The organism is Candidatus Venteria ishoeyi, assembly GCF_030378065.1.
Taxonomy (GTDB): Bacteria; Pseudomonadota; Gammaproteobacteria; order Beggiatoales; family Beggiatoaceae; genus Venteria; species Venteria ishoeyi.
The window spans coordinates 11,509-26,846 of the sequence record NZ_JAUCGJ010000002.1; the positions used below are offsets into that span (position 1 = coordinate 11,509).

Consider the following 15,338-nt stretch of genomic DNA (forward strand, 5'->3'; position numbering starts at 1 on the left):
TTATGAAAAAATACCTGCGCATTGCGTCCCACAATAAGGGCAACAACTTTGTGAAGTAAGGTGATTGTGTACAATGCTATAACCATCACGCACTATCAGCGCCCGATTACAGTGAGTACACCAGGTGGTGCTGCCGGTTATATCCCGGACATTGCCTGTGTAAGCATAAAGCAGGCCGCCTGCCAATGCAATATTGCGTGCTTTTTGCAAAGTTGCCAGTGGTGTGCGTGGTTTATCAATCATTTTCCAGGCCGGATGAAATGCCGTAAAATGGATCGGGATATGGTTTCCCAGATGTTCGACTATCCATTGGGTCATGGCCTCCAATTCCGCATCAGTATCATTTTCGCCAGGAATTAATAAACAGGTCAATTCCAGCCATATCTGGGTTTCTTTAACCAGATATTCAAGGGAATCAAGCACAACCTGTAAATGCCCTCCAGTTAAACGCCGATAAAAAGTCTCGGAAAACGCTTTTAAATCAATATTTGCCGCCTGCATATACCGGAAAAAATCTTCCCGTGCCGGGGAATTGATATAAGCTGCCGATACCGCAACGGAGTGAACCCCCACCTCTGCGCAGGCCTGTGCCACATCCACTGCATATTCCAGAAAAATAACCGGATCATTGTAAGTGTAGGCCATGCTGCGACAACCCCGTTGCAGCGCTGTTTTTGCCAGTTCTTCCGGGCCTGCGCGTGCAGCAAGAATATCCATTTCCCGGGATTTACTCATATCCCAGTTTTGGCAGAATTTGCAGGATAAGTTACAACCTGCGGTGCCAAACGAAAAAATACTGCTGCCGGGAAAAAAGTGATTCAGTGGTTTTTTTTCTATGGGATCGACACAAAAACCACTGGAACGCCCATAACTTGTCAGCACCACTTTTGCATTTTGATTGGCGCGTATGAAACATAAACCGCGCTGCCCTTCTTTGAGCTGGCAAAAATGTGGGCACAGATCGCATTGTATGCGCTTGTCATCAATAGGATGCCAATATTGGGTATTAACAACACCAGGGGAAATTTCTCTATACATTGTATACTGTCTCCAATAAGAAATTACTCAGGCCATTTCTTATTAGTATGGCAGAAGAAAGCAATAAGGCGATTGCCAGAGAATAAAATACAAACTTAATGCGGTGTTCTTTAACAGAAATCACCTAAGGAACAAGGATAAATAGAGCGTGCAAGCACATCGCAAACTGGGAGAGTTACTGGTTGAAGCCAGTATTATCAGCCAAGACCAATTGAAAATTGCGCTGACCGATCAAAAACGTAATTATCAGCAACTGGGAAAAATTCTGGTTGATCTGGGTTTTGTTTCTGAAACTGTACTGCGTGATTTTCTGAGTGCTTCTTACCAGCAGGAAAGTATTGATCTATCACAGATTGTACTGGATAACGAAGCCATACAAATGGTGCCGCAAAGTATTGCCCAGCGTCATACCTTATTGCCAGTCAACTATGATGCCCAGAAAAATCTGCTGGTGGTGGCGATGGCTGACACCTTTAATGTCATCGCCCTGGATCAATTAACCGCGCATCTGGGTAATCAGATTGAAGTCAGGCCGGTATTATCCAGTGAACGGGTTCTGCTGGAAGCCATTGATACCGCTTATGGTTTTGATTTATCGCTAGATGGCATCTTACATGAAATCGAAACCGGGGAAGTCGATTATCAAAGCATTGCCAATCAGGATCAATATAATCAACCTTTAGTGCGCTTAGTTGATGCGCTGCTGACCGATGCCGTCAAACGTGGCGTATCCGATATTCATTTTGAACCCGAGCAGGGATTTTTACGGATTCGTTATCGCATAGATGGCGTGCTGGAGCAGGTGCGCAGCCTGCATAAGGACTATTGGTCAGCGATTGCAGTGCGGGTTAAGGTCATGTCCGATATGAACATCGCGGAAACCCGCGTACCCCAGGATGGACGCATTTCATTGACCCTGGCAGGACGACCAATTGATTTTCGTGTCTCCACCCAGCCCACCGTGTATGGTGAAAATATTGTTCTGCGTGTTTTGGATCGTGAAAAAGGCATTGTTCCGCTGGAAAAACTGGGTCTGAAACCCGAACAATCACACCTGCTGGAATTAATGCTGGCAAGACCTGAGGGCGTGATATTAGTTACCGGCCCTACCGGCAGTGGTAAAACCACAACCTTATATTCCATTCTCAACTACCTGAACACCGAAGAAGTCAACATCATGACCCTGGAAGATCCGGTGGAATATCATTTGAGCATGGTGCGCCAGACTTCCGTGAATGAAGCAGTAAAACTGGATTTTGCCCAAGGGGTACGCGCAATTTTACGCCAGGATCCGGATATTGTATTAATCGGGGAAATCCGCGATCAGGAAACGGCGGAAATGGGCTTTCGCGCTGCCATGACCGGACACCAGGTTTTCAGCACCCTACATACCAATTCCGCCATCGGTTCAATCCCGCGTCTGCTGGATATTGGGGTATTACCCGACCTGCTGGCAGATAATATCATTGGCATTATTGGTCAACGTCTGGTGCGACGTTTATGCAGCCATTGTAAACAAGCTTATAGTGCTTCAGAACTGGAACACAAGTTGTTAGGCATTGATACCAGTCAGGCACTTACCCTGTATCAGGCCAATGGTTGTCCGCAATGCAATCAGCGTGGTTATAAAGGACGTTTGGCATTAATGGAAATTTTACGCATGAACGATACGCTGATGGGACAGATAGCGCATAAAACTAATGTACACGAACTCAAACAAGTGGCTGTCAGTGAAGGCTTTATTACACTTGCAGAAGATGGTGCACAACGTGTTTTAGCCGGTGACACGGATTTGGAAGAATTATCCAGGGTGATTGATTTGACCGGACGGATTTAGGAACAAGGATGAAATAAGAACCGAAACCAGGCACAGGATTTTTGTTCATTTTCAAGGCATGAAAACAGGCACATAGCAAGCTATGTAACTGCCTAAGTCCAAACAGGCGCAACGCAGAAAATGGAGAAAAAGACCAGCCCGGTTTCTGAAGTTATAAAATTCTCACTCCTTATTGGGCTGATTAATTTTGTTCAAGGAAATATTCAATCCTCTATATCCATCACTATCATATGTTTCACAATAATCTGCTCATCAAGTACCTGAGCAAATACATAAACCAAACTGCCTTGCGCTAAAGATTGGAAAAATTCAGTTGCTGTTATTTGCGTATTTTCAGGGGCACTTAGGCGCACACCTAACGGGGGCTGAGTAATGTTTTGATTGCGAATATCAAAAAATTCACTTTGTGGATCTGCTTGGATGGGGTGGTTAAAAATCCATAGTGTTTGGGTTTGTTGGTCAATTTGAGTCACCAGCCCTTGCAATTGACGTTGATTGGCTGGAGTAAAGGGTTCGTAGAATACCTGGCTCAGTTCAAGTAAATCATTTTGTTGTTGAAACCCGGCAATAGTCAGTGAGTCACCAATGCGTAGGTGTTGGGCATGGAGTCGGGGCTGGGCTTCGGTGATGTCTCGAAATTGGGTTTGGGGATGGTAATAAGCTCTGATACCAGCAACTGTGAGTTGTTGTTGTTCCAGATTAATATATTCTAATTCCCCGCTAATACGATAGGGTTCATTATGCGGTATCAGTGAGGAGCTATTATTACTAAATTGTAGTTGTTCAGGAGTTAGTTCTAGCACTCCATCTGCGGCAATCTTAGCGCGTAAATTCACCTGCACACCCTGTTGTAGTTGTGCCAAAATATCGCTTGACCAATCGCTATTGGGATCAATACGGGCAGGCTGGTGTTCAATACTGAAATCTTGGCTATTGTTAAAATTAGTGATCGTGCCGTAAATATTGGCGATGCCGTGAGGCACGGGTTTTAGTGGGGTAATCCCAATGATATGTGTAGCAGTCAATTCTGTTTGGGTCATTGCCCCCATTACTGTTACTGCAAGTCCTGCTTTTAGTGGCACTTGGCTTTGGGGATTTTGGCTGGATACTTTGAGACCAGCCAAATAAAAATATTGGTTATTGAGATCTAAATGGGAAACCAAGCCACTGACAATAACTTGCTCACAGTCTTGTGCTGGCAAACGTTGGATAAAGGTTGCCGGAATACCTTTGGTTCCCAAGGCCAAGCCACTGACGCGCAAGCAATCATCTATTTGCAGTTGTTGCAAATCTGAAAAACCTTGTAACGCAGTATTGTTATCCACTAATACTGTATGTCCTGCCAGAATTAAACTTTTGCCTTCGTCACTAATATAACGCAGTTTTGCCCGTAATAAGTCATAATATTGAATGGTTTGAGCCTGCTTATCCTCACCGGTGACACTGACAAACATACCGATATGTAATTGGCTGATGTCGCTGGCTACACCATTGATAAATAATTCTGCTTGTTCGGTTTCATATTTGATGTCATTGACCACAATGCTGCCAAAAGCGGAAATTGAGCCAACGCCCAAACCCGTACCTTCAACACCACCTTCAGCGAGACTTAAACCACCACCACTACAGCCCCACAGGGATAATAATATCGAGGCAATTGTTATAATTTTATGTGGTTTCATTGAGATTCTCGCTGGTTTCATGGGCAAAAAAGTAAATGCCAACCCCGGCTTGATAACGCCCACTGCCGATTACATCAGGATTGGCATCACGATCTTGTAAGGCAAACCAGCGGTTGAGTTTTTGCAATAAGGCTTGGCCTTCTTCGGAAGATAATTTGCTCAATACAGGTAAGGCTTCGGCAGGTAAATTGTTATAACAAACTTTTAATTGTAAATAGGATTTTTCTGCTGGTTGGCTGAAATTGTGTAATAGGGTATCTAATAATAATGCGGTGTCTGTGCCTATAATCACCAAAGCATCCGCCATATTATCGGTGGGAATATAAGCCTGTTTGCTCAAGCTAATATGGTTGTTACTATCACGTTGCACCGCGCCAATGCGTAATAATTCATCCAACACCGCCCGTACTGGAATATCCCCGCCATATTCTTTTACCAAGGCAGTAAAACTATCAGATTCACCTTCTAATGGCAGCACTTTGGGCTGTTGTTGTTCATCTAAATAATCAGCTTTGCGTAACCATCCGTTGAGTACCCGTGCCGCACGGTTATATTGCACGGGTACTTGGCCATGATCTTTGACCAAATTGCGTAAGCGTTTGACTTCTTTGCGTGACAAACCCGTGACCACGGCAATGCGTGAATCTGTCTGTTTACGCTTAGGCAGGGCAAAATCTTTCTCTACCACCTCAACAAAGGCTTGTTTTGCCAGTTCATCAAACTGCTCATAAGACATGCCTAAGCGCAATACCAGACGTGCTAATGACTTGAATATACGCAATAAACTAATGCTTAATGCCTGTTGAATTTTTTCATCCATAGTGATGACTCTATTTATCCAGTTGCTAATTAGTTGTACTGTTTTTTTATTTTGACTGTTAAAAAACATGACCACTTATCAGTAAATATAGTCCAAAAATAATAAAAAAGTAGAGGCATTGTATGTTTTTTGGTTTAATTAGACCAGAAATGATGTGTGGTTTATATCGCTATTATTGATTTTAAGTAATTTTATTCATCTCTGATAGAGCAAGGGAGTTATCATGAACCATAAAAATCTCAAAACTCTGGCCTTATCCGCCAGTATTGCCTTGGCACTGAGCCAAAGCGCATGGGCAAATTCTTATTTTGATAACAATAGCCAGATTTTACATATCCCGGAAACTGATGCGGGCATCTTGGGTAGTTATCAACTGGATTTATTAGTCATTAATGCCAACCCTGTAATCCTTGAGTTACAACAAAACTCAATTGTCAGTGTTAATGCCAGTGCCGATCCTGATGCGACTTACCGAGCAGAAACAGGGGGCTTAGTGATTGAATCCATTGACTTGAATGCAAAACAATTTTATGCGGAACTGAGTCAATTGGCAGGCAGCTACCAGTTTGAACTTACACAGCTAACAGAGATTACTACCACAAATCCCCCTGTACAGGTCTCTGGTGTTATTGTTGATACTGGACAAACCAGTTGTTATGACAATAGTGTTCCCATATCCTGCCCTGAAGCTGGCAGTGAATTTTTTGGTCAAGATGCACAATACACAGGTACACAAGCGCAATATAGCGACAATGGCGATGGCACGGTTACAGATAATGTCACTGGCTTGATGTGGGTACAAAGCGTTGACACCAACGGCGATGGAGCAATCAATGCCAGCGATAAATTTTCCTTCAGTAATGCTGGGGCTTATGTTGACAGTTTGAACAGCCAAAACCATGCAGGTTATAACGATTGGCGATTGCCCAGCATTAAAGAACAATATTCCTTAATGGATTTCAGAGGCGCAGACCCCAGTGGTGAAACTAGCAATGATACTTCCAGCTTCATTCCCTATATAGACGGTGAGGTGTTTGGCTTCAATTATGGTGATACCAATGCAAATGAGCGGGTTATTGATGCTCAATATGCCAGTAGCAGCCTATATGTTAGTACCGCCAGTGGTGAGCAACTGTTGTTTGGGGTGAACTTTGCCGATGGGCGCATCAAAGGTTATGGCTTGCAATTGATGGGGCAGGATAAAACTTTTTATGTCCAACCTGTACGCGGTGAAGTGTATGGTAATAATCAATTTGTAGACAATAATGATGGCACGGTGACTGACCAAGCCAGCAATTTGATGTGGACACAAAATGATAGTAGTGAAGGCATGAACTGGCAACAAGCTCTTACCTGGGCGACACAGAAAAATGCCGAAAACTACTTAGGCTATAACGACTGGCGTTTACCTAATGTCAAAGAATTGCAATTTATTGTCGATTACAGCCGTTCTCCAGATACCAGCAACAGTGCTGCTATTGACCCTATTTTAAATACCACCGTCATCAGCAACGAAGCTGGACAAGATGATTATGCCTATTATTGGAGCAGCACCACCCATGTCTCCTCCAACGGTATGGGCGCAGGTGGTTCCTATGTCGCCTTTGGTCGTTCCTTGGGTTATATGAATGGTAGCTGGCATGATGTCCACGGCGCAGGCAGCCAACGTAGTGATCCCAAAACTGGTAATGCCAGTGATTACCCAACTGGTCATGGCCCTCAAGGTGATGCGATTCGGATTAACAATTATGTGCGCTTAGTCCGTGGTGGCGTTAGTGATGCGATTCATACAGGCGGCAGCGTAGCAGTTGTCAATCCCAATACAGGTGGAGATACGACACAGCCTCCACCATCAGACTCAACAACACCAGATGGTCAACAGCCACCACAAGAAGCACTAAGCGCATGTGCTAATCAAACAGAAAATAGCAGTTGCACGATACAAACACCTCAAGGCGATTTAAGCGGAGTTTGTCTTATGGTTGTCAACAACAGCTTAGCTTGTGTACCAGAAAACGCACCTTTAAACTAAGGGGGAATTAAGGGAGAATTAAGGTTAGTCTAACAATATGAAGTGCATCACTTAATAAAAGTGATGCACTTAAAAATCTTAAACATAGAATGGAGAAAAACTATGAGAGTCAAAACAACCACTTTATTAACCTCTCTAACCCTGGTATTAGCCAGTCAATCTGCCCTAGTTTACGCTGAACCACAAGGGCGACGTGGCCCACCCCCAGAAGCCTATAGTGCCTGTGAAAATAAAAATGCTGGCGATACCTCACAATTTAAGAGTCCACGCGGTGATACAGTGAGTGGAACCTGTGAAGATCAAAATGGTACATTAGTGCTTCGCCCCGACAGAGGAGGACGCGGCCCCCGTTCTGATAACCAGCAAGGTAATGCTGATAGAGAAGGCAATAGAGATAGACGCGGCCCACCCCCAGAAGCCTACACCGCTTGTGAAGGAAAAAGCGCAGGCGATAGATCACAGCTTAAAGACCGCCGTGGTGAAACACTAACAGGAACCTGTGAAGAAGATAGAGGCAAACTCGTTCTTAGACCCGACCGTCCAAGAAGATAAGCTAAACTTAGCCAGAGTGCCAAGTTTAGTTAAAGTAAATGTTAAAAGACTTATGCTTACCTACTTATTTATTTATAAAATCTAGGCTATACTCAGCTAACTCGCAGCAAATAATACCCCTCCATTTCGCCGGTCTTTTTACCCATTTTCCGTGTTGTAAAAACTGTTACATAGCTCACTATGTGCCGGTTTTACGCCTTGAAAATGGATAAAAATCCTGCGCGCTACGGGGGGTATTTCTTGTGAGTTACCTTATCAACACCCGCTCCAATTTAAATAATGTAAAAAACATTTAACCCAATTAAGGAATTTAACCCATGAGTAAAACCAAACTTGCCATTGCAATTAGTACAGCCTTAATGACAATGTCATTAAATCTTCCAGCAGCTATCCAAAATGATCTTACTACCCCAACCACAGTAGAAGCTGGTTCAGGAGTAATTATTATTCTGGATGAAACCGCAACCCCAACCACAGTAGAAGCTGGTTCAGGAGTAATTATTGTTCTGGATGAAACCGCAACTGACAGTCATGTTATCATAGAAATTGATCTAGCAACTGTAGACAAAGATAGTGCTGGTTCTATTAATCCAAGTGTAATGGAATCCCTAACAGTTGAACATATTGCCTTGTTATCTGCTGATGCAGTAAGTGGACTTACTGCTGAACAAATTGCAAATATTCCTGCTAATGTAGTAAGCGGTTTTAACAAAGAACAACTCAGTAGTATTGATCCTGATGCCATGAGTGGTTTTAGTGCTGAACAAATCAGCAGTTTAGACCCTGAAGCAGTAACTGGACTTCAAGCCGAACAACTCGCAAATCTTAAACACGATGCAGTAGGTGGTTTTACAGTTGAACTGTTTAATAAATTAACCATAGATGCTGTAGCTGGTTTAACGCTGGATAATATGGGTGGTTTTTCTCCAGAAGTCATCAATATCCTAGGCATGGATTTGTTATCATCTCTAAATAAAGATGCTTTTATACAAATGCCAGATGGTGATTTATTTCAATTTTTCCTAAATCTCAACCCACTTTTAGTAACTCCAGTAGACATTGAAGCCTTTATGCCTGTAGGTTGGACGATTGATGTGAAAACTGGTAAGTTGCATACCAAACATCATCATCATCATGAACATCACAAACATGGCAAACATCACAAGATGAAATTGCGTGAACTAAAGTTTGATATTACAGTTTTACCTGTTGGTCTCACTCTTCCAACACTGTTTGATTTAAATTCAACTATATCTCTTGGTGGTGGAGCTGAAGCTGGTGATAGTATTCTTGATGAAATCCAGCAGCTTCTGATAGATAAGGGATTAACTGGCTTTAACATTCAACAAGAAGAAATGGGAAATATTAAAGTTACAGGAGGCGATGATGTTGAACTTAGCCTTATGCCTGATTCAGATGGTGTAGAGCAGCTTGAAGAAGGTGCTGTACCAGAAATTTCTATAGATAAAAAAGGACATTTTGTTTTTGTTACTTCATCAGGTCTGAGAATCAAATTACGAGGCGCACCAAAAGCACCTAAGTTGCTGCTAAATATTAACCCTGGTGGCGAAATTAAAGTCAACAAAAAAGGTAATCTTAAAATCACTATTCCTTCATTAGGACGTGTTATTGCTGGAAGATGTGATCCATTTATGTTAAAAGCACCAGCAGGTTCAATTCCTGGTATCACTATTATTGGTACACCAGGTATTGATGAAGTTGCCCAGATGATTTATGAAGATGGTACCATGCAAATGCTGTATCCTTCTGTGGCTGACGAAGCTGAAAGCGAAGAAGTAGCATTTCCTTATATAAAAAATGGAGCATTCCAATTTAAGAGCAATGGTCATATAAACTTCGTTGGACTGCACAGTAATTTCCTTTGGGATGCTACGCCTGATTTCAATATTCAACTCAATTACACCGCACCTCAGAAAACCCCATATTACAAGTGGGTAACTTTTGGTGAAGTATTTGAATTTATCAATACCAATGGTGATCAGCAGTTATTTTATGCAAAACCTGTTGGTGATGAAGCTGAATTTGATGCTGATGAAGAGTAATTTGAGTAGGAGTGAGGATGAAATAAGTACAGGAACTGGGCGCAGGATTTTTATTTTCCATGCACAAGGTTAAAACCTTCGCCTTTCAGGCGAACAGATTTATCTCTGATGTTTAACGGTAAAACTTAAAATATGGGTTTTAGCACTAACACCCCAAAGGGGTATTTTAATATAGCTTGGGGCAACGCCCCAAGGTAGAGAATGACACGTTTACGCCCTGAAAGGGCAGGTTAAAATGATTGCAATATTTTAATTTGCCCTTTCAGGGCGTGAATGGCACGGATACAATTCCAGGGGTGTTACCCCTGGCTATATTAATGCGCCCCGTTGGGGCTAAACAACAGGGCTTGTCCGCCCTGTATCTCGGCTTTCAGCCGCCAAATGCTCTAACCCACCCGTCTTTTAGCGGGTGGTTGTTTAGTCATTTTCAAGGCGTGAAAACAGGCGCATAGCAAGCTATGTAACTGCCTAAGTCCAAACAGGCACAACGCAGAAAATGGAGAAAAAGACCAGCCAAGTTGCTGAAGTTATAAAATTCTCGCTCCTATATACTCAAAACCGGAAATCCAACCATTTTGAGTAAACATTTGGACTTTGGGCAAATTTGTCCAAAGTCCAACAGGTTAAATAACATGCAATTCCGGTGGTTTTTTATCATTGCGATCACGCATCCTCGCATAAAGTTGATACAGCGTGGTTTGCAGACCCTCTTCAATACCGGGATGATAAAACGGCATTTTTAATAAATCCCCTACAGTTTGCCCCTGTTCGATACTCCAGGCTAATAAATGCCCTAAATGTTCACCACGGGGTGCAATCATTGCCGCACCCACCAGTTTATGGGTGGTTTTATCGGCATATAAACGCAATATCCCATGATCTTCACCCATCATCACTGCACGATTTTGTAATTGGAAATTTAACTCAGCGATAGTGATATTGGGATCACCTTTGATTTCATGCCAGTTTTTGCCAATTTGAACGATATTCGGATCAGTGAAAGTGATATGGAATGGCTGTTTGCGCTGAAATGCCTGCTTTTCATAACAACTATTATAAGCCGCGATACGACCTTCATCACAGGCTTCATGAAATAAGGTGGATTCACCATCAATATCACCTGCCAGAAAAATCGGGTAATCAGCAATTTGCATGGTCGTGCGATCAAAGCTGGGAATACCTCTGGCATCGGTTTGGGAAATAAAACGCTCCAGCCCCAGTCCTTTGAGGTTAGGTCTACGCCCCAAAGTGATGAGTAACTTATCGGATAGTTCACTGTTATCACCACTAAATACCCGTAATTGCCGACCATCTTCTTTAACCCGCACCGCACGGCCCAACCATAGCGGCATTTCCTGATGCAACAGATGAATTGCGGTTTTATTCACTACAGGGTCTTGTAAGCCAGCAATTTTTTTCTGAAAATCAAAGCCACTGATTTCAATGCCAAGCCGTTGCAGTGCTTGGCCTAATTCCAGGCCGATACCGCTTAAGCCAATCACGGTGATTGCAGGGGGCAGGTCTTTTTGTTCAAACAGGGTGTCGGTAGTGAGTATGCGATCTGAAAATTTTTCCCAGCCTTCAGGAATTACCGGGCTGGAGCCAGTCGCCAGAATGATTTTATCGGCCTGAATCAATTTATTACGCACTTTCAGAATATTTGGCTCAACAAAAGTGGCAAAACCCTGCATCCGGTTGTTAGCAGGAATTCGTTTCATGCTGTTGACGACGCGTGCGACAAATCGATCCCGTAATTTGCGAATATGGCGCAAAATTGCGGCCTGATCTATTTGCGCATTGCTCACTTTTCCCGTTTGAAAAGCCCGTAGTTCCGTAATACTTTGCGCCTGTTCCGCAAAACGTACCAGTGCTTTGCTGGGCATTCCGCCAGTGCGCGCGCAGGTGGTGCCATAATTACCTGCTTCAATCAGCAAAAAATCACCCTCTGTGGCATCACGCACATCCGGCGTTGCATAGAGACCTGCAGTACCAGCACCGATAATCGCAACAGACACTTTTCTATCGATATTCATGGCTGTTCCTGTGACGCCAGCGGGCTTAATGTTTGTTCTATACGCTGAATGATTTTCTGCTCAATTGTCCGTAATAAAGGTAAGGCCGGACTATCTGCCTGTGCCAGATGAGAGGGACGTAAAAACAAAATAATGGACATGTCTGCTTGTTTAATCAGCGTTAAACGCAAGGGAAACAAAGCCAGCAGCGCAGGTTCCAACTGGCTGATCTCCATTGTCTCCTGGCTTTGGTAAATCGTCAGGCGGTTAATTTTTTTAACACTGTATTGATATTGCTTATCCGATACTGAATAGGCGGTAAAGTCTGGTAGCGCATTAAGTCGAAAACCTTCAGCTTGCAAGCCGCTATGCAAGGTTTTATAAGTTGCTGCAAAATCAGCTTGCACGGCATACTGATAAATACTGGCTTCATCAGTTTTTGCCGATAAAACTGAGAATGATGCAAGCAGCAAACATGAACAACAAAATCGCAACAGTAAAAGCATGGGCAGGCTCCTTATAGAGATTTTCAGGCACATAATTTCCTGGCAGCGACAGCGCTTGGCATGTTGGCAGCACCCACGCTGGAAACTTTTAGCCTATGAAAAACTATAACCTATAAACTAACGTGAAGCCAGTTCATTAACCACCTGTTCCGGCGCAGTTTCCCAGAGTTTTTCCAGTTGATAAAAAGCCCGCACTTCCGGCTGCATGACATGGGCAATAACATCGCCTAGATCAACCAGCACCCATTCTGAGTTATTTTCACCCTCAGTACCCACGGGTTGTTGCCCTTGAGCTTTGGCTTTTTCCACGACATTATTGGCAATCGCCGCTACCTGGCGGTTGGATGCGCCGCTGGCAATGATCATGATGTCGGTAACATCGCTGATTGCCCGCACATCCAGCACGGAAATATCCTGTGCTTTCAGATCTTCCATGGCATCAATAACCAGATCGCGCAGTTGTTCGGTGGAGAGTTGAGTTGCAGCCAGAGGAGAAACTGCTGAAGTGAGTGTAGTAATATCAGACATAATGATTAAGCTTTCATATAAAGTTGATGTTGGGTTATCAGCGCCAAGCTCGCATCCGGCAATAGATAACGTGGATTTTCGCCATTGGCAACCTGCATACGGATGCGCGTTGAAGAAACAGTTAAGGCGGGTATTTCCTGCAACAGCACTCTGCCTGAGAGCTGTTGGCGCAAACGTTTAGGTTTGCGGGTCTGGTATTTTACCAGAAATTGCTGAATTTCTGGCTCAATCGGGATTGAGGTTTCCGGGCGATACACCACCACCAGGTGGGCAAATTCAATAAGTTTTTGCCATTGATGCCAGTGATGCAGGCCACGAAAAGCATCCATGCCGAGAATCAAGGCCAGCGGCTGTTGTGGCTTTTCCGCACGCAGTTCCGCCAGTGTGTCCACCATATAAGACGCACCGGGGCGGCGTAATTCACGGTCATCGGCAAGCAGACCTTCGGTATCAACAATCGCCGCTTGCAGCATCTGGAAACGCAGTTCTGCGCTGGCCTGAGGCTCGCCACGATGCGGTGGGCGCGCTGAAGGAATTAAATGCACAGACTCCATATGCAAACGCTGACGCACTTCCAGAGCCACCCGCAGATGCCCATGATGCACGGGATCAAATGTACCGCCTAAAATTCCGATCATTTGTTATACACCCCATTGTTTCCCGGAAAGTAACAGATTGTAGCAATATGGAAAAACATTAATACACTCCACCACGACTATCCGCTTTAACAAAAAAGATGATTAATTCCTGTTCTCGCACTTCATATAAAAACCGATACTTTCCAATTCTCAGGCGGTAGCAAGTATGATTTTTTAATTTTTTAATATCGAGTGACTGGGAATAAGGATCTTGGATAAGCATAACAAGCTGCTGTTCAAAGCGTTCAAAAATACTTTTATCGCATTTAGCCAAAAATTTTTTGGTTTGCTTACTGAAGTAGGCTTTATACATCACGACGCGCGTTCTTAATATCCATTAAGGTATAAATCCCTCCCTCTTGCGCCGCTTGAATCGCTTCCACATCCTCAGTGCTTGCTATAACCTCTGCAACCCCCTCTTTGACCTCAATAAGATCACCTAGGTCATCCGTATAAGTATAGGTTTTGTAAATTTTATTTTCTGGTAATGCCTTTAATAGTTCCATAAATTTTTGGACATAATCATCTTCAAGCTGTAAACAAATTTGTTTCATTATGCTTCTCCTTTTTCAATTACTTTACTAAAAGGAATGTATTTTTAAACAAGCCTAAATTATCTATTAATTTTATTCCAATGGTAAATGTGCCATGAAATTATGTTCATTAACAAATGTCATGTCATACATACTGCTTAACCCCTGTGCCTGTTTATCACTTAAACCTAAAACAAGGATTAAAAAATGTTTGGGGTTAATCGATAAGCGTTTCCGTAACCTGATGTATTTGTCTATTTCTGAGCGAAATTCACCTGACTTGCATTCTATATATACAGGAATATTATTTTGATTTATAAAAAACACATCTAATTCATGAATATCTTCATTGGGAAAATTAATCTTAAAACTTCTTAAGCAGGCATACTGCACTTTCTTTTCATGGAAGTGAGTCAGTATTTTCATAAAAACAAACCATTCCAACCATTCTCCATTAAAAAAATTAATAATACCTGGAATTGTTTGCAGGGTTAAATGGACTCGCTTATCTTTTTTCTTATAAAAATATTTTGAAACAAATGCATATTCATATAGCTCTTCACAAAATGAAATTATGGTTTTTGTATCTTTTTGGCTATGTTTGGAGAGATTAAGCGTAACTGATGTATAGTTATTATTTTGTGTACGTTTAATTCTATCTGTGATCTCCTTTAATACATCATATTTCTCTCCTAATGCTAATGCAATTTCATCAAAAAAACCGGTTGTATCAAGTGCTTTGTGATTAATGTTAAGCTGAATCTTTTTTTGCTTAAACCATTGAAGAATCGGTTCATATTCCTTCTTCTGAGTCATCGCCGTAGTATTAAAAATATCAACATCAGCAGGGAGCGTGGGTTTTTCGGGTAATTTTGATGATATAAGCTGAGTCTGGGTTTGTTTTTCTATCTGACGTAATCTGTTAGATACACTATGATATTTTTCAATCACTTTTTCAACAAATATAACTGTGTCATGGATCGGTGTTGAATTTTTGCATTTTGGGCAGGAGACAGATTTTCCAATATAATCATTTCTCACTTCCCTCATATGGCTACATGTATTACATCGCAAAATTGCCATAACCCTGGACGCTC

Annotated in this window: 15 protein-coding genes; 5 read left to right on the forward strand and 10 right to left on the reverse strand. The window is 42.6% G+C overall.

Annotated elements, in window-relative coordinates:
- Complete coding sequence (gene amrS, locus QUF61_RS00795) at positions 1-1,038, reverse strand: AmmeMemoRadiSam system radical SAM enzyme (RefSeq protein ID WP_289679986.1); 1,038 nt, start codon at positions 1,036-1,038, stop codon at positions 1-3.
- A gap of 148 nt (positions 1,039-1,186) precedes the next feature.
- On the opposite strand from amrS, the gene QUF61_RS00800 reads away from it, so the two are divergent.
- Positions 1,187-2,875, forward strand: coding sequence for a GspE/PulE family protein (locus QUF61_RS00800; protein WP_103920717.1), 1,689 nt, complete (start codon positions 1,187-1,189; stop codon positions 2,873-2,875).
- Between the two features lie 203 nt (positions 2,876-3,078).
- Here QUF61_RS00800 and QUF61_RS00805 read toward each other — a convergent pair whose 3' ends face one another.
- Together QUF61_RS00805 and QUF61_RS00810 are read right to left on the reverse strand one after the other, a co-directional pair.
- Positions 3,079-4,557: a DUF5666 domain-containing protein gene (locus QUF61_RS00805; RefSeq protein WP_289679989.1), complete on the reverse strand. Its 1,479-nt coding sequence runs from the start codon at positions 4,555-4,557 to the stop codon at positions 3,079-3,081.
- Positions 4,544-5,377 carry a DUF6502 family protein gene (locus QUF61_RS00810; protein WP_289679991.1) on the reverse strand — a complete coding sequence of 278 codons (834 nt, stop codon included), beginning with the start codon at positions 5,375-5,377 and terminating at the stop codon, positions 4,544-4,546. Before QUF61_RS00810 ends, QUF61_RS00805 begins: the two co-directional genes overlap by 14 nt.
- A gap of 223 nt (positions 5,378-5,600) precedes the next feature.
- Here QUF61_RS00810 and QUF61_RS00815 point away from each other — a divergent pair, with 223 nt between their 5' ends.
- From QUF61_RS00815 to QUF61_RS00830, 4 genes are all read left to right on the forward strand, one after another.
- The gene (locus QUF61_RS00815) at positions 5,601-7,409 is read left to right on the forward strand and encodes an Lcl C-terminal domain-containing protein (protein ID WP_289679993.1); all 1,809 of its coding nucleotides are present in this window, start codon (positions 5,601-5,603) and stop codon (positions 7,407-7,409) included.
- Between the two features lie 102 nt (positions 7,410-7,511).
- Positions 7,512-7,961, forward strand: a complete 450-nt coding sequence (locus QUF61_RS00820; RefSeq protein ID WP_289679996.1) for a hypothetical protein — start codon at positions 7,512-7,514, stop codon at positions 7,959-7,961.
- A 317-nt stretch (positions 7,962-8,278) separates the two neighbouring features.
- Positions 8,279-10,024, forward strand: coding sequence for a hypothetical protein (locus QUF61_RS00825; RefSeq protein ID WP_289679998.1), 1,746 nt, complete (start codon positions 8,279-8,281; stop codon positions 10,022-10,024).
- A 239-nt stretch (positions 10,025-10,263) separates the two neighbouring features.
- Entirely contained in the window at positions 10,264-10,476 is a 213-nt protein-coding gene (locus QUF61_RS00830) for a hypothetical protein (protein WP_103918747.1), read from the forward strand.
- A 171-nt stretch (positions 10,477-10,647) separates the two neighbouring features.
- Here the strand turns inward: QUF61_RS00830 and QUF61_RS00835 are convergent, their stop codons facing one another.
- The 7 genes from QUF61_RS00835 to QUF61_RS00865 all read right to left on the reverse strand — a co-directional run bounded on the left by QUF61_RS00835 (position 10,648) and on the right by QUF61_RS00865 (position 15,324).
- Entirely contained in the window at positions 10,648-12,057 is a 1,410-nt protein-coding gene (locus tag QUF61_RS00835) for a dihydrolipoyl dehydrogenase (protein ID WP_103920722.1), read from the reverse strand.
- On the reverse strand, positions 12,054-12,542 hold the full coding sequence (locus tag QUF61_RS00840; protein ID WP_103920723.1) for a hypothetical protein: 489 nt from the start codon (positions 12,540-12,542) through the stop codon (positions 12,054-12,056). The genes QUF61_RS00835 and QUF61_RS00840 overlap by 4 nt, the downstream gene beginning before the upstream one ends.
- Positions 12,543-12,659: 117 nt before the next feature.
- Positions 12,660-13,070: a ribosome silencing factor gene (rsfS, locus tag QUF61_RS00845; RefSeq protein WP_103920724.1), complete on the reverse strand. Its 411-nt coding sequence runs from the start codon at positions 13,068-13,070 to the stop codon at positions 12,660-12,662.
- A gap of 5 nt (positions 13,071-13,075) precedes the next feature.
- Complete coding sequence (nadD, locus tag QUF61_RS00850) at positions 13,076-13,708, reverse strand: nicotinate-nucleotide adenylyltransferase (protein WP_289680002.1); 633 nt, start codon at positions 13,706-13,708, stop codon at positions 13,076-13,078.
- 58 nt (positions 13,709-13,766) lie between these two features.
- Positions 13,767-14,021 carry a type II toxin-antitoxin system RelE family toxin gene (locus QUF61_RS00855; RefSeq protein ID WP_289680003.1) on the reverse strand — a complete coding sequence of 85 codons (255 nt, stop codon included), beginning with the start codon at positions 14,019-14,021 and terminating at the stop codon, positions 13,767-13,769.
- Positions 14,014-14,262 carry a hypothetical protein gene (locus tag QUF61_RS00860; protein ID WP_289680005.1) on the reverse strand — a complete coding sequence of 83 codons (249 nt, stop codon included), beginning with the start codon at positions 14,260-14,262 and terminating at the stop codon, positions 14,014-14,016. Before QUF61_RS00860 ends, QUF61_RS00855 begins: the two co-directional genes overlap by 8 nt.
- Before the next feature lie 72 nt (positions 14,263-14,334).
- Positions 14,335-15,324: a hypothetical protein gene (locus QUF61_RS00865; RefSeq protein ID WP_103920727.1), complete on the reverse strand. Its 990-nt coding sequence runs from the start codon at positions 15,322-15,324 to the stop codon at positions 14,335-14,337.
- Between the last annotated feature and the right edge of the window lie 14 nt (positions 15,325-15,338).